The organism is Nocardia spongicola (assembly GCF_047200775.1).
GTDB lineage: Bacteria > Actinomycetota > Actinomycetes > Mycobacteriales > Mycobacteriaceae > Nocardia.
Window position 1 is genome coordinate 247948 of the sequence record NZ_JBJZOO010000004.1, and the last position, 14694, is coordinate 262641.

Annotated in this window: 14 protein-coding genes; 5 read left to right on the forward strand and 9 right to left on the reverse strand. The window is 65.4% G+C overall.

Annotated features, from left to right (window positions below):
• Nucleotides 1-55 precede the first annotated feature (55 nt).
• Nucleotides 56-1606, forward strand: a complete 1551-nt coding sequence (locus tag ACL02S_RS11245; RefSeq protein ID WP_412802306.1) for a glycerol-3-phosphate dehydrogenase/oxidase — start codon at nt 56-58, stop codon at nt 1604-1606.
• Nucleotides 1607-1612: 6 nt separating this feature from the next.
• Here the strand turns inward: ACL02S_RS11245 and ACL02S_RS11250 are convergent, their stop codons facing one another.
• The 4 genes from ACL02S_RS11250 to ACL02S_RS11265 form a co-directional block, all read right to left on the reverse strand.
• A complete protein-coding gene (locus tag ACL02S_RS11250; RefSeq protein WP_412802307.1) occupies nt 1613-2749 on the reverse strand; it encodes a serine hydrolase domain-containing protein in 1137 nt (378 codons plus the stop codon).
• Between the two features lie 197 nt (nt 2750-2946).
• On the reverse strand, nt 2947-3465 hold the full coding sequence (locus tag ACL02S_RS11255) for a GNAT family N-acetyltransferase (protein ID WP_503129054.1): 519 nt from the start codon (nt 3463-3465) through the stop codon (nt 2947-2949).
• 50 nt (nt 3466-3515) lie between these two features.
• Nucleotides 3516-3893, reverse strand: coding sequence for a PIN domain-containing protein (locus ACL02S_RS11260; protein WP_412802308.1), 378 nt, complete (start codon nt 3891-3893; stop codon nt 3516-3518).
• Complete coding sequence (locus ACL02S_RS11265; protein ID WP_412802309.1) at nt 3890-4135, reverse strand: hypothetical protein; 246 nt, start codon at nt 4133-4135, stop codon at nt 3890-3892. Before ACL02S_RS11265 ends, ACL02S_RS11260 begins: the two co-directional genes overlap by 4 nt.
• 106 nt (nt 4136-4241) lie before the next feature.
• Between ACL02S_RS11265 and ACL02S_RS11270 the strand changes: the two genes are divergently transcribed.
• The 3 genes from ACL02S_RS11270 to fdhD all read left to right on the forward strand — a co-directional run bounded on the left by ACL02S_RS11270 (nt 4242) and on the right by fdhD (nt 8654).
• Complete coding sequence (locus ACL02S_RS11270) at nt 4242-5426, forward strand: FHA domain-containing protein (RefSeq protein WP_412802310.1); 1185 nt, start codon at nt 4242-4244, stop codon at nt 5424-5426.
• Between the two features lie 88 nt (nt 5427-5514).
• The gene (locus tag ACL02S_RS11275; RefSeq protein ID WP_412802311.1) at nt 5515-7809 is read left to right on the forward strand and encodes an FdhF/YdeP family oxidoreductase; all 2295 of its coding nucleotides are present in this window, start codon (nt 5515-5517) and stop codon (nt 7807-7809) included.
• Complete coding sequence (fdhD, locus tag ACL02S_RS11280) at nt 7806-8654, forward strand: formate dehydrogenase accessory sulfurtransferase FdhD (RefSeq protein WP_412802312.1); 849 nt, start codon at nt 7806-7808, stop codon at nt 8652-8654. Before ACL02S_RS11275 ends, fdhD begins: the two co-directional genes overlap by 4 nt.
• On the opposite strand, the gene mihF is transcribed toward fdhD, so the two are convergent.
• Nucleotides 8618-8932, reverse strand: coding sequence for an integration host factor, actinobacterial type (mihF, locus tag ACL02S_RS11285; RefSeq protein WP_412802313.1), 315 nt, complete (start codon nt 8930-8932; stop codon nt 8618-8620). The two genes, fdhD and mihF, sit on opposite strands and share 37 nt — an antisense overlap.
• 469 nt (nt 8933-9401) lie before the next feature.
• On the opposite strand from mihF, the gene ACL02S_RS11290 reads away from it, so the two are divergent.
• Nucleotides 9402-9779 carry a nuclear transport factor 2 family protein gene (locus ACL02S_RS11290; protein ID WP_412802314.1) on the forward strand — a complete coding sequence of 126 codons (378 nt, stop codon included), beginning with the start codon at nt 9402-9404 and terminating at the stop codon, nt 9777-9779.
• Between the two features lie 46 nt (nt 9780-9825).
• Here the strand turns inward: ACL02S_RS11290 and clpX are convergent, their stop codons facing one another.
• The 4 genes from clpX to tig all read right to left on the reverse strand — a co-directional run bounded on the left by clpX (nt 9826) and on the right by tig (nt 14503).
• Nucleotides 9826-11106, reverse strand: coding sequence for an ATP-dependent Clp protease ATP-binding subunit ClpX (clpX, locus tag ACL02S_RS11295; protein ID WP_412802315.1), 1281 nt, complete (start codon nt 11104-11106; stop codon nt 9826-9828).
• A 450-nt stretch (nt 11107-11556) separates the two neighbouring features.
• A complete protein-coding gene (locus ACL02S_RS11300; RefSeq protein ID WP_412802316.1) occupies nt 11557-12225 on the reverse strand; it encodes an ATP-dependent Clp protease proteolytic subunit in 669 nt (222 codons plus the stop codon).
• A gap of 68 nt (nt 12226-12293) precedes the next feature.
• Nucleotides 12294-12881, reverse strand: coding sequence for an ATP-dependent Clp protease proteolytic subunit (locus tag ACL02S_RS11305; RefSeq protein WP_412802317.1), 588 nt, complete (start codon nt 12879-12881; stop codon nt 12294-12296).
• A 236-nt stretch (nt 12882-13117) separates the two neighbouring features.
• Entirely contained in the window at nt 13118-14503 is a 1386-nt protein-coding gene (gene tig / locus ACL02S_RS11310; protein WP_412802318.1) for a trigger factor, read from the reverse strand.
• Between the last annotated feature and the right edge of the window lie 191 nt (nt 14504-14694).

The window sequence follows — 14694 nt, forward strand, 5'->3', positions numbered from 1 at the left end:
CATCGGGAAGGCTCGACACGGATCTCTAGGCTTGAAAAGTCCGGAAAGGTATGCCATGACCACGAACTCGGCACCTACAACAGGCTCCGCGCTCAACGCCGCCCGGCGCACCGCGGATCTGTCCCGGCTCGGCGACGGCGCCGAAATCGATGTACTTGTGATCGGCGGTGGCGTCACCGGGGCAGGCGCCGCGTTGGACGCCGCCACCCGTGGGCTGCGGACCGTGCTGGTCGAACGCCACGATCTGGCCTTCGGCACCAGTCGCTGGAGCTCCAAGCTTGTCCACGGCGGCCTGCGCTATCTGGCCGGTGGCCGAGTGGGTATCGCTCATGAAAGCGCGGTGGAACGCGGCATCCTGATGCGCACCACAGCCCCGCATCTGGTACGCCCGCTGCCACAACTGGTGCCATTGCTGCCCGCTATCGGCACGGCACAGGCCGCGCTGGTGCGAGCCGGTTTCCTGGCGGGCGATCTACTGCGACGCGGCGCGGGAACTCCAACGGCGATACTGCCCCGCTCCCGGCGTGCCGCTGCCGCGGAAGCGGTGCGGCTGGCACCGACCGTGCGCCGCGCCGGACTACGCGGCGGACTGCTGGCCTGGGACGGCCAACTCGTCGACGACGCGCGCCTGGTCGTCGCGCTGGCCCGGACCGCGGCCGCGCACGGCGCGCGAGTCCTCACTCGCACCGAGGCGCTCGAGGTAACCGGGAATTCGGCGACGCTGCGCGACACCATGACCGGTGAAACCCTCACCGTACGTCCCCGTATCGTGGTGAACGCCACCGGAGTCTGGGCCGACCAAGTAGATCCGAGTATCCACTTGCGCCCCAGCCGTGGCACTCATCTGGTGTTCCCGGCCGAGGCCTTCGGCAACCTCACCGCCGCGCTGACCGTGCCGGTGCCCGGCAGTATCAGCCGGTTCGTCTTCGCCTTCCCCGCCGCACACGGCCGGGTCTACCTCGGCCTGACCGACGAGGACGCACCGGGACCGGTACCCGACGAACCGAAACCGGCCGATACCGAAATCGATTTCCTGCTCGACACCATCAATCCCGCCCTGCGCGAACCGTTGACCCGCGACGATATTCTCGGCTCGTACGCCGGGCTACGCCCACTGTTGCAGACCGACGAGAACAGCACGGCCGATATCTCGCGCGAACACGCGGTCCTGCACTCCCCCACCGGGATCGTCACGATCGTCGGCGGCAAGCTGACCACCTATCGGAAGATGGCCGAAGACGCCATCGATGCGGCTATCGCGCACGGCGGACTCACCGCAGGACCGTGCCGCACCAAGCAGCTCCCCCTGGTCGGCGCGGTCTCCGGAGCGGCACGCGATCACCTGAGCGCCCCACCGGTATTGATCGAGCGCTACGGCACCGAGGCAGCTGCCGTAGCGGCCGCGGCACAGCGCGATCCCGCACTCGCCGAACCGGTTGCGCCGGGAAGCGATGTACTCGGAGCCGAATTCGCGTTCGCGATAACCCATGAGGGCGCTCTTGATGCCGACGACCTGCTGGACCGGCGTACCCGCATCGGCTTGGTCGCCGAGGACCGGGCGGCGGCCGCCCCGGCCGCCGCTGCCGCACTCGCCATGATCACATAGCCCACATCAGTCCAGCGCCGCGAAGATCGTGGACACATACCCGGCTGTCCGTTCAGAGCCGAGCAAGCCCGACCCCATCTTGTTCATGACATAGGAAATGGTGACCCGACGCTCGGTATCGACCACAATCGCCGAGCCACCCCAACCACCCCAGAAACAGATTCGTCCCGCTGGGATATACGTCGCCGCAGGTGAAGGAAGGGCGTAACCGATACCGAAGTGCACCTGCTCGCCGAGAACCAGATCGATACCGTCGGACTGCTGCTCGAAGATGAGCTCGATGGTTTCCTGTGACAGCAGCCGCACACCGTCGACCCGGCCGCCGCAGGCCACGGCAGACTGGATTCTCGCGACCGACCGCGCATTGCCATGACCATTCGCGGCGCCGATCTCCGCGCGACGCCATGCTGGTGTCCACGACACGGTGGCATCCGGTAAGGGGCCGGTGAGGGCCTTCACCATGATGCTGTCCGGATCAAGCTGGGTGACATCGATCGGCAAGGGCGGCGGCGGAACGACGTTGGAAACCCGGCCGAACTCCGACGACGGCAGACCGATGTGGAAGTCGGCGTGCAGCGGTTGCGCGATCTCCTCGGCCACGAACCGGCCGAGTGTCCGCCCGTCCACCCGGCGGACCAGCTCGCCGATCAGATGCCCGAAATTCAACGGGTGGTAGCCGGACGCGGTTCCTGGCGCCCACCACGGTGCTTGTCCGGCCAGACGAGCCGTCGAAGCCGACCAGTCGTACATGTCTTCCATCGTCATGGGTTGTTCCCACCCCGCGACACCAGAAGTATGCGATAAGAGATGCCGCACCTCGACACCTTCTTTACCGGCTGCCGCGAACTCCGGCCAGTATCGGCACACGGGCGCGTCGATCTCGAGTAGACCACGGTCGACCAGCATCAACGCCGCGAGCGCTGTCACCGTTTTCGTAGTCGACCACACATTGGTGATCGTGTCCCGCTCCCACGGCTTCGCATGCTCCGTATCGGCCCAGCCACCCCAGATATCGACTACGGGTACACCACCGACGGTGACCGCGATCGACGCGCCGAGTTCGGCGCCCGAATTCAGGTTCTCGGCCAGTAGCGCTCGCACACCGGAGAATCGGTCATCACAGACGCCGGCGACTTCGGACACGGTTGTCTCCATGTGGTACTACCTCTCGGACCATGCGAGTACGAAAACATCGGAACCCGAATTCGTACTCGAATAGCCGCCGAATGGCAGCACTCTCGCTGTCGACATCGGGGCCCGAACTTCTCATCGACTGTGCCACCGGTCACATGGATACGTCAATCACTGAGCCACTGGGAAACAGGAACTTTCGGAGCGGTTCAGTCCATCGACCACGCCACCAGTTCCGCACGCATGCACGCCCGGGGCCAGCGATCGAGTCCGTGCGCGTGTTCCGTTGCGCGCACCGCGCGCAGGCCCGGCGTCTCCTCCTCCACCGAGAGATAGCGAAAGCCGAGCCGCTCATAATACGGCCCGTTCCAGGGCACTTCGGTGAACGTGGTCAGCGTGATCGCCCGCATCCCCGCATCGGTGGCCCACCGGACGGCGTGGTCGATGAGATGCTTGCCGATTCGCCGACCGGCATGATCGGGGTGCACCGAAACCTGGTCGATATGCGCGTTACCGTCGACCACGTCGATGAGTAGATAGCCGACCGGGCGATCGGCGCAGGTCCAGACCCAGGCCCGTCCGGCCCGCTGGAACGCGCGCAACGTTTCCAGTGAGGGCGGTTCGTCCTCGGCAACCATCGCCATACCGATCTCCGCGAAGGGCGTGCCCGCCGCGCGTTCGATGTCTTGGAGCACGGGCAGATCATGTGTTGTCGCGAACCGGATCACCGGGTCATTGTGCTCCGGCAGCCACCGGGCGCACCGGCGGCGGATATCGATCAGACCACCGTCAGCGGCACAGTTGGGTCGAGGGCACGCAGGTCGTCAGGATCGGAGGTGACGACCTTGCGAGCGCGGGTAAGGTGGGCGCACACGATCACGTGGGCGTCGACCACATCAACGGCCCCCGTGGCCGCCAGGAGTGCTCCGACAGCCTGCGCTCCGCGTTGGTCGAGGTCGATGACCTGCACTCCGGCGGTGGAAAGCAGACGGGCGAGTGGGTGTTGGCGAGGACTGTCGCGCCACACCTGCGCGAGCACGGGGGCAGGTACGAGAAGTTGTACCCGAATCTCCATGGCGCGCTTGATCAATGCGGCGACGCGAGCGTTTCGCTTCTCCAGGCCGATAAGCGCTCCCGCGTCGAGGACCACGGTCATGCCGCACCACCGAGCACCGGGTCGTCCGGGCCGAGTACCTCATCGGCCCAGATCAGCTCCGCATCACCGACGCCTGCCGCAACGGCCAGCTGGTCGGCGATCTCGCGGGCGGTGACCCAGTCGGGTTCGCGGCGGGCGATATCGGAGAACCAGGCCGACACCGAAGTGGCCTCGCCGTGTTCGACAGCGAACTCGGCCTTGGCGGCCACATCGTCGGGAATGCTGATCGTAATGCGCTTCATACTTTTATCATACTCTCGAGCAGCGTTTCGAGCCTCGATGAGACCGACGCCCGACACTCTATGCTGGCTCTGGTATGCCGGTAGTGCGCCGGGAAGGAGGGCGCAGGTGCGCAGAAAACCGTTCACCGTGGGTGTTGTCGCGGGCGAAGGACTCATCGCCCGTTTCGGGGCGGTGGTCGCCTACCTCGGCGCGGAAACCGCCTCCACGGATCGCATACTCGGCACCATCGAAGCTGTGGCCGAAGAGGAATACCCCGGCGCCGCACTGGCCACCCGCCTTGCCACAGTCATCTTCGGCGGTACGGCGCAGCCACCGCCGTTCGGTATCGTCGCGCCGACCGCCGACGGCACAGTGATCCTGCTGCGCGGCCCCGTGCTCGCCGAGATCCAGGGTGCGGAAGGCACCCGGCGACTCGTCGGCGGGCGCGCGTTCACCTGGGTGGACGAGATCGTGCGCGAACCGGTGCGTCGCATCACCATCGGCGCGGACACCGGCGCACCGATGCGCGCACTGCCCCGCACCGATCTGCGCGCGGGCGTGGTACCCGGCGGCGGCTTCGTACAGAACATAGCGCCGCGGCGCACCGAAAAGACCAGCACCGGCCGGCCTGCGTCCCCACGGCCCGTCGAGCGATCCGCGCAGGCCGAACCGGAGCCCACCGCCGCAACCGGTTTCGCGGCACAGCCGGAACCCACCGGCGCGTCCGATGCCGTCGCCCCCGCGGCACCTACCGCACAACCGACCGGAGCAGCGCGTCTGCTTGCCACCCCCAGGCAGACCCGACCGGCGACCGATCACGTACTCGCCTGGTCACGGCGGCAACCGACCACACACCAGCCGATCGCCCTGCAGGAAGCACCCGAACACGGTAAGACGCGCACCGCACCTCCGGCGTCCGCTACCGCAGAAACGGTGGCAGGGGCATTGGTCACCGCTGACGGTACGACGTATCCGCTGGACCGCCCCTACGTCCTCGGGCGCGGGCCGCAGATCGACGAATCGGTCCGCACCGCGACCGCTGCCCCGCTCGTCATCCAGCGTGATCGCCACGTCTCCCGCGTGCACGCTTATGTATCGATCGCCGAGGGCAAAGTCTATGTCCGCGACGCCGCCACCACCTCAGGCACCTTCATCGCCGCCCCCGGTAGCGACCAGTGGATCCGGATCACGACCGCTCCCACGGAATTACCACCGGGCTGGCGGGTCCGCATCAGCGAACGAATCCTCACGCACCGCGGCGAGGACCAGCACAGAAACACGACCGATAGCGCAAGCCCGCGACACACCTGAGCGCCGACGACCCTGCCATCGGCGGCGGACCCGGCAACCCGAACCGATCCCCCACCGGCTCGGGCACTGCGGAGAGGACAATAACGGCATGCACCGAAACGGACCGAGCCGCGATGTCGACGAGTCCGAGCTGACCGTGACACCACCTGAGGAGCAGGCTGCTGGCGTCACCGCCGTGGCCGTGGCGCTGAAGCGCTCGGTCGAGGAGATGGGCGTGATCCGCACCGTGCGCACTCTGGCCCGGGTCAACCAGGTGCACGGCTTCGACTGCCCCGGCTGCGCTTGGCCCGAGCCGACCGACCATCGCAGACCCGCCGAATTCTGTGAGAACGGCGCGAAAGCGGTCGCCGAGGAAGCCACGCTGCGCACGGTCACTCCGGAGTTCTTCGCCACGCATTCGATCGCCCAGCTCAGCACCAAATCCGGGTATTGGCTCGGGCAACAGGGCAGGCTGACCCACCCGATGGTGCTGCGCCCCGGCGACACCCACTACCGCGCCATCGCCTGGGACGAGGCGTATCAGCTGATCGCCGAGCAGCTGAACGCCTTGGCCTCGCCCGATGAAGCCGTCTTCTACACTTCCGGCCGCACCGCCAACGAGACCGCGTTCCTCTATCAACTGCTTGTGCGCAGCTACGGCACCAATAACCTGCCGGACTGCTCGAATATGTGTCACGAGTCCTCCGGCGCCGCACTGTCGAGTTCGATCGGGATCGGTAAGGGCTCGGTGTCGATCGACGATTTCCAGGCAGCGGATCTGATCATCGTCGCGGGGCAGAATCCTGGCACCAACCATCCGCGCATGCTGAGCGCGTTGGCGGCGGCGAAGGCCGGTGGCGCCAGAATTATCGCGGTGAATCCGCTGCCGGAGACCGGACTGCTCGGCTTCCGCGATCCACAGACCGTCAAGGGCGTTACCACCGGCGTGACCATCGCCGACGATTTCTTGCAGATCCGCCTCGGCGGTGATCTGGCGTTGTTCCAAGCGCTCGGCAGGCTGCTGCTGGAAGCCGAGGATCGCGCGCCGGGAACCGTGATCGACCGGGAATTCGTCGACACCCATTGCGCAGGCTACGCCGAATACGAGAAGAACATCCGTACGGTCGATTTCGCCACTGTGCTGGCCGCGACCGGCCTGAACATGGCCGAACTGGAGCACACCGCCGAGTTGTTCGCCCGATCGCGCACCATCATCATCTGCTGGGCGATGGGCCTCACCCAGCAGTCGCACGCCGTGGCCACCATCGAGGAGGCTACGAACCTGCTCCTGCTGCGCGGCATGATCGGCAAACCAGGTGCTGGGGTCTGTCCGGTGCGCGGGCACTCGAATGTCCAAGGCGACCGCACCATGGGGATCTGGGAGAAGATGCCCGACACCTTCCTCGATGCCCTCGACCGCGAATTCGGTATCACCAGTCCGCGCGCACACGGCCTCGACACCGTGGCGGCCATCGGGGCCATGCGCGCGGGCCGCGCGAAAGTCTTCGTCGGCATGGGTGGCAATTTCGTTTCCGCCACTCCGGATACGACGGTGACCGAGGCCGCGCTGCGCAGCTGTGCGCTCACCGTGCAGATCTCCACCAAGCTCAACCGCAGCCATGTGGTGCACGGCCGGACGGCGCTGATCCTGCCCACGCTCGGCCGTACCGACGCGGATATCCGCTCCGGGGTGCGACAACAGGTGTCGGTGGAGGATTCGATGTCGATGGTGCACTTGTCGACCGGGCGTCTGAAACCGGTCAGCGATCAGCTCCGCAGTGAGGTGGCGATCGTCTGCGAACTCGCGCAACGGTTGCTCGGTGCGGACCATCCCGTCCCGTGGGCGCGGTTCGCGCAGGATTACGACACCATTCGCGATGCCATCGCTCTGGTCGTACCAGGCTGCGCGGACTACAACAGGAAAGTCAGACAGCGCAACGGCTTCCAGCTACCGCACCCGCCACGCGATCGCCGGGAATTCCGCACCGCCACCGGTAAGGCCAACTTCGCCGTTAACGCCCTGACCTGGACCCCGGTGCCGGAGGGCAGGCTGGTCCTGCAGACCCTGCGCAGCCACGACCAGTACAACACCACCATCTACGGCCTCGACGACCGTTACCGCGGGGTACACGGCGGCCGCAAGGTGGTGCTCGTCCACCCCGACGATATCGCCGCTTTCGGTTTCGCCGACGGCGAGCTGGTGGATGTGATCTCCGAATGGACCGACGGCACCGAACGCCGTGTCACCGGCTTCCGCCTGGTGTCCTATCCGACCCCACGCGGCAATGCCGCCGCCTACTATCCCGAGACCAATCCCTTGGTGCCGCTGGAGCATGTCGCGGCCAGATCGAATACCCCGGTCTCCAAGGCGGTCACCGTCCGGCTAGAGCCGAGCACAGCATGAGCCGGGTCACCGCGCGCCGCCGGATGCGCCGGATCTCGTCCACCGCAGAGATCCGACGCCCGGACACGCTCGCTGTCGAAGAGCCGCTGGAAATTCGCCTCGGCGGGCAATCGCTGGTAGTCACCATGCGCACACCGGGCAGTGACATCGATCTGGCGCACGGATTCCTTTTGAGCGAGGGCATGGTCGGCACCGCGACGGATATCGTGGCCGCCCGCTATTGTGCGGGCACCGACGACCAAGGCCGCAACACCTACAACGTCCTCGACATCACCCTGCGTACCCCGATACCGGTGCCGCCACGCGCCTTCCCGAGTACCGGCGCCTGTGGCCTGTGTGGCAAAACAGCTCTGGACCAGGTCCGTACCCGTACCAGATTCCCGCTGTCCTGCGACGGCCCGATAGTGGACACCCGAACCCTGATGGCCATGCCCCCCGCGCTACGCGACCGCCAATCGGTATTCGACAGCACCGGTGGGTTACATGCCGCGGGGCTGTTCACCACCGAGGGCACGGTGCTGGCAGTACGCGAGGATATCGGCAGGCACAACGCGGTGGACAAGGTAATCGGCTGGGCGCTGCGGGAAAACCGTATCCCCGCTCACGATCTGGTCCTGATCGTGAGCGGGCGCGCCTCGTTCGAGCTGGTGCAGAAGGCCGTCATGGCAGGTATACCGATACTCGGCGCGGTCTCGGCGCCGAGTTCACTCGCCGTCGATCTCGCCGCCGAAGCCGGGCTCACGCTGGCGGGCTTCCTCCGTGGCGACACCATGAACGTCTACACCGTCGACGAGCGGATCCGCACCGGTCAGCTCTTCAACGCTTCGAGCAGCGCCGCACGCTGACGCGCGCCGAGGCCACCGATCCGGCGATCCTCCGGGATCTCCGCCTGATCCATCAGCTTCGCCGCCTTCACCGGACCGACACCGGGCAGAGCTTTGATCACGGCAGCTACCTTGGTCTTCTTGACCAGTTCGTCGGAGTCCGCCTTCTTCAGCAGATCCGCGACCGAAACCTTGCCCTCTTTCACTTTGCCGATCAGTTCGGAGCGTGCCTTGCGGACCGCAGCCGCCTTGGCCAACGCTTCGGTGCGCTGCTCTGCGGTCATGGTAGGCAGTGCCATGTCTCCTCCGCTTCCACTCGTCACTCGGACATCTGGTTGACCGGACCGAGTAAACATCACAGCGCCGGGAGCCGAAGCACGACACACCGGGCACGAGCAGCGGAAATAGCGAAGGGTTACACACCCATCCTGCCCTGGTGCACGGAGTCACCCCCGACCGGCCGCGATACGGCCACAGAGCGGGTATCGCAACGCCGCGATACCGCGTCCTCGGCAGTGCCGCAGCCATGGCAGAACCGTGTCGCGCCGATCGTACGGAGCTGAACAGCGCCAGCTCTGGAAGATCGCCGTTGACCTCCCTGATTCATCACCGAACCCGTCCCTTGCACTAACGCTGACACCAGGTATTTCGAAGAAAGCGCGGTCGGTGTTAACCCGTGGACGGCTGCCAGGGTCCGAAAGGATCGATCCAGGCCCGCGAACTTGCTAGTCTCAGCACTAGAACACGTTTCATTTCAGAGGAGGCTCGGTGACCAAGCAGATCCGCGATGTGGTCGAGCAATACGTCAAGCTGGTCGGCACCGGCCCTACCGAGGACATCGTCCAGCTATACGCACCCGATGCGACCGTGGAGGACCCGGTCGGCACCCCGGTCAAGCGCGGCCATGCGGCCATCCGTGAGTTCTACGAGGTGATCGCCGCACTGGATCGGGAGACCCAGCTGCGGCCAGAAGACATCCGGATCGCAGGCAACCAGGCCGCATTCCCTTTCACACTGGTTACCAAGGCGGGTGGGCAGCGCTTCACGCTGTCGCCGATCGATGTGATGGAGTTCGACGCCGAAGGCCGGATCACCACTATGCGCGCCTTCTGGGGCCAAGAGGACATGCGGGCCGAGCCCGAGTAATCCGAAACTCCGCGATGCGAGCCGGGTGGCGCTGTGGCCACAGCGCCTACGCGGTCTTCTCCCTGCGCTCCGCCCGCTGCGCCTTACGCGGCACAATGGTCGGCAGAACGTTGTCGTTGACGGTATCCGCATCGACGACCACCCTGGCGACATCGTCGCGGCTGGGAATGTCGTACATCGTGGACTGCAGGACTTCCTCCATGATCGCCCGCAGACCACGCGCGCCGGTACCGCGCAGGATGGCCTGGTCGGCGACGGCCTCCAGCGCGTCGTCGGTGAACTCGAGATCGACCCCATCCATCTCGAAAAGCCGAACATACTGTTTGACCAGTGCGTTCTTCGGCTCGGAGAGAATCTTGACAAGCGATTCCTTGTCCAGATTGGTCACCGAGGCAACCACCGGAAGACGACCGATGAACTCGGGGATCAGACCGAACTTGATCAGGTCCTCCGGCATGACATCGGCGAAGTGATCGGTGGTGTCGATCTCGGCCTTGGACTTGACTTCGGCGCCGAAGCCGATACCGCGATGACCGGTACGGTCGGAGATGATCTTCTCCAAGCCCGCGAACGCACCCGCCACGATGAACAGCACATTGGTGGTATCGATCTGGATGAACTCCTGATGCGGGTGCTTACGCCCGCCCTGCGGGGGCACGCTCGCCTGGGTTCCCTCCAAGATCTTCAGCAGCGCCTGCTGCACGCCTTCACCGGAGACATCACGGGTGATCGAAGGGTTTTCGCTCTTACGAGCGATCTTGTCGACCTCATCGATGTAGATGATGCCGGTCTCGGCGCGTTTGACGTCGTAGTCGGCGGCCTGGATCAGCTTCAGCAGGATGTTCTCGACATCCTCACCGACATATCCGGCCTCGGTGAGCGCGGTGGCGTCGGCGATGGCGAACGGTACGTTCAGCATTTTCGCCAGGGTCTGCGCCAGATAGGTCTTGCCACAGCCGGTGGGGCCGAGCATCAAGATATTCGACTTGGCCAGCTCGACGGTTTCGCCGCGACTGTCGCGGCCCTTGTCCCCGGCCTGGATGCGCTTGTAATGGTTGTAGACGGCCACCGCGAGCGTGCGCTTGGCGGTGTCCTGCCCGATGACGTAATTCTCCAGGAAGTCCCGGATCTCCGCAGGCTTGGGCAGTTCATCGAGCTTGACCTCGCTGGATTCGGCGAGCTCCTCTTCGATGATCTCGTTACAGAGATCGATGCACTCGTCGCAGATGTATACCCCTGGTCCCGCAATGAGCTTCTTGACCTGCTTCTGGCTCTTTCCGCAGAATGAGCACTTCAGCAGATCGCCACCATCTCCGATGCGCGCCATCTCGTGGGTCCCTACTTCCTTGTCCGCGTGCAACCGTCCGTCCAGGTTGCCAGCTGTCCGTCGCTTTCGCAGCCACACCCGCGTCAACCGTTTCGAAAACATCTGTTTCGAAACTGGTGGACAGTGCCGTCAACCGGGAGCACAGGCCCCTAGATCGACCGTACCCGGTGTGCCGGATAGAGGTCGACAACTCGCGCATGTTTCTCGTGCGAGTTGTCACCACCGCGGGCGAGTCGCCACCGTCCCCGCTCACCTGCCCCGCCTGCGGCCAGGATCGCTCTCCGGACCGCGGGCGATGCGAACCGGCCGGGCAGCGCGCCCTCGATACGGCATACCCGTTCACACGCATGCCGCCCGGCCGGAGTTCCCTGTCGCGGAGCACGGCAGGAGCGAAATACCGCCGGAAATCGGCAACTCACCCCTGCCATCAGGAAACGGCTAGTACCCGCATTACTTCCTGGCGCTGAGTTTGCGATAGTCGAATACCGTATCGATGATCCCGTATTCCTTGGCATCCTCGGCCGTCAGGATCTTGTCCCGATCGGTGTCCTTGCGAATGGTGTCGGCGTCCTTGCCGGTGTGTCGCGCGAGCGTGGTCTCCATCAGGCGGCGCATCCGCTCGATCTCGGCGGCCTGGATCTCCAGATCCGACACCTGCCCCTGGATACCGCCCTCCAGCGACGGCTGGTGGATGAGCACCCTGGCATTGGGCAGGCAGGCCCGCTTACCCGGGGTACCTGCTGCCAGCAGTACGGCGGCAGCGGAGGCCGCCTGACCGAGGCACACCGTGGCGACATCGGCGCGCACATACTGCATGGTGTCGTAGATGGCCATCAACGAGGTGAACGAGCCACCGGGGGAGTTGATGTACATGGTGATATCCCGGTCGGGATCCAGTGACTCCAGCACCAGCAGCTGCGCCATGATGTCGTTCGCCGAGGCATCGTCCACCTGGACACCGAGGAAGATGATGCGCTCCTCGAACAGCTTGTTGTACGGGTTGGACTCCTTGACGCCGAAGCTCGAGTGCTCGATGAACGACGGCAGAATGTAGCGCGCCTGCGGGCTCTGCGCAGCGGTGCCGGACAGGCCGGCGCGCGGGTCGATCAGATTGGCCATCTTCGTCTCCAAAATCGGTGCGGCGGGTGGACGTTCGACCGTCCGGGGCCTGTGGATGATCCGGTGCGTTATTTCTTGGCGCCGTTGGCCTGATTCGCGTGGCTGATCACATGATCGATGAAGCCGTACTCCTTGGCCTCGGCCGCGGTGAACCAGCGGTCCCGGTCGGCGTCGGCGGTGACCTGCTCCACGGACTTGCCGGTGTGCTTTGCCTGCAACTCGTTCAGCTCGCGCTTGGTATGCGCGAACTGCTCGGCCATGATCGCGATATCGGCCGCCGACCCGCCGATACCCGCCGAGGGCTGGTGCATCATGATCCGCGCGTGCGGCAGCGCGAACCGCTTGCCCTTGGTGCCCGCGGTGAGCAGGAATTGCCCCATCGAGGCAGCCAGGCCCATGCCGTAGGTGGCGATATCGCATTCGGCGAACTGCATCGTGTCGTAGATGGCCATGCCCGCGGTCACCGAACCACCCGGCGAGTTGATGTAGAGCGCGATGTCCTTGGTGGGGTCCTCTGCGGACAGCAGCAGGATCTGCGCGCACAGCTTGTTCGCGATGTCGTCGTCCACCTGGGTGCCGAGGAAGATGATGCGCTCACGCAGCAGGCGCTCGTATACCGAATCACTGAGGTTGAGACCAGCAGTCGCGGTTGTCATGACCCCTGCCTGATTGATTGTCACGGATACCTGCCTTCTCTCGCCGGCTCGTTGCGGATTACCACATAGCCATCACTGGTCGGATACGCAGTGCCCTGCGAAACAGGGCGTATCCAACTTGCCGTCACAAACATTAACGAAGCAGGGCGGCACCGAACTCCCGGTACCGCCCTTTCTTCGCTCACAGCGCAATCAGTGCACCCCTCGGGCGCCGATCACACCGCCGTTCCATGAAATTATTCCGCGCTCGGCGTGCCCGCCACAGCCGCCTGCTCGGCATTGTCCTCATCCGCGGAATCCTCCGGCGCACCGAACATTTCGGCAGTATCCACCGGGTTGCCCGCCGAATCGGTGACGGTCACCTTACCGACCACACCCGCCAGCGCCTTGCCGCGACGCACGTCGGCGAACACCGCGCCGAGCTGCCCCGCCTGCTGTACCTGCTGGATGAACTGTTCCGGCGGCATACCGTAGCGCTGTGCTTGGAACAGGATCCGCTCGGTGAGCTCGTCCTGACCGACCTGGGTGCCCTCCGCCTCGGCGATCGCGTCCAGCAGCAGCTGGGTCCGCACCGACTTCTCGGCGGACTCCTTGGTCTCGGCGTCGAACTCCTCACGGGAGCTGCCCTGCGCCGCGAGCGCCTCGGCGAACTTGGCCTCATCGTGGTCGAAGCCGTGCACGGCGTCATGGGTCACCGCGTCGATCTCGGCGCGCACCACGGCCTCCGGCAGCGGCACCTCGACCTGCTCCAGCAGAGTCTCCAGGACCTTATCGCGGATCTCCCCGGCCTGCTGTACCTTCTTGACCCGCTCGGCACGGGTACGCAGATCGGCCTTCAGCTCCTCCAACGTATCGAATTCGCTGGCCAGCTGAGCGAACTCGTCATCGGCCTCTGGCAGCTCCCGCTCCTTGACCGACTGCACCGTTACGGTGATGACCGCTTCTTTATCCGCGTACTCGCCCGCGACCAGCTTCGAGGTGAAGTCCTTCGACTCACCGGCCGACAAGCCGATCAGCGCCTCGTCCAGCCCTTCGATGAGCTGACCGGAGCCGACCTCATGGGACAGGCCGGTGGTGGAGGCCTCCGGCACCTCGGCACCGTCCACGGTCGCCGCGAGATCGATGGAGACGAAATCGCCCTCGCCCACCGGCCGCTCCACACCGGTCAGGGTGCCGAAGCGCTGGCGCAGCGACTGCAGCTGCTCCTCGATGTCCTCGTCGCCGACGGTGAAGGCGTCGACGGTGACCTCGATGCTCGCGTAGTCCGGCAGCGCGAGCTCCGGCCGCACATCGACCTCGGCGGTGAAGGCCAGCTCCTGACCATCCTCGATCTTGGTGATCTCGATCTCGGGCTGCCCGATGACCTTCACCTCAGCGGTAGTGACGGCCTCGCTGTAGCGACCTGGCAGCGCGTCGTTGACGACCTGCTCCAGAATCGCGCCGCGGCCGAGGCGGGCCTCCAGCAGCTTCGCAGGCGCCTTACCCGGACGGAAGCCGGGGATGCGGACCTGCTTGGCCAGTGCCTTGTACGCCCGGTCGAAATCCGGCTTCAGCTCCTCGAAGGGCACCTCGACATTGATCCGGACCCTGGTCGGGCTCAGCTGCTCGACGGTGCTCTTCACGGACATGCTCCTTGTTCGTCGTTCGTATCGGTTGATGTTCGGTGTGCCCGCCGCGCCCCGGAGACCGGAGCGGCAGGCGAAGCTGACCTACGCCGGCGCCACACTCCCCACCGGTACTGATCCGAACCGGGTCCAGGCCGCGGCCGGGACGATGAGGTATGCGACGCATGCCACGCATCCCGACCAGGTTA

Bases quoted from the DNA above. Each gene is read 5' to 3' on its own strand.
- ACL02S_RS11265 (WP_412802309.1), bottom strand. From the start codon at position 4,135: ATGAAGCGCATTACGATCAGCATTCCCGACGATGTGGCCGCCAAGGCC.
- ACL02S_RS11245 (WP_412802306.1), top strand. From the start codon at position 56: ATGACCACGAACTCGGCACCTACAACAGGCTCCGCGCTCAACGCCGCC.
- fdhD (WP_412802312.1), top strand. From the start codon at position 7,806: ATGAGCCGGGTCACCGCGCGCCGCCGGATGCGCCGGATCTCGTCCACC.
- ACL02S_RS11305 (WP_412802317.1), bottom strand. From the start codon at position 12,881: ATGACAACCGCGACTGCTGGTCTCAACCTCAGTGATTCGGTATACGAG.
- mihF (WP_412802313.1), bottom strand. From the start codon at position 8,932: ATGGCACTGCCTACCATGACCGCAGAGCAGCGCACCGAAGCGTTGGCC.
- ACL02S_RS11275 (WP_412802311.1), top strand. From the start codon at position 5,515: ATGCACCGAAACGGACCGAGCCGCGATGTCGACGAGTCCGAGCTGACC.
- ACL02S_RS11260 (WP_412802308.1), bottom strand. From the start codon at position 3,893: ATGACCGTGGTCCTCGACGCGGGAGCGCTTATCGGCCTGGAGAAGCGA.
- ACL02S_RS11300 (WP_412802316.1), bottom strand. From the start codon at position 12,225: ATGGCCAATCTGATCGACCCGCGCGCCGGCCTGTCCGGCACCGCTGCG.
- clpX (WP_412802315.1), bottom strand. From the start codon at position 11,106: ATGGCGCGCATCGGAGATGGTGGCGATCTGCTGAAGTGCTCATTCTGC.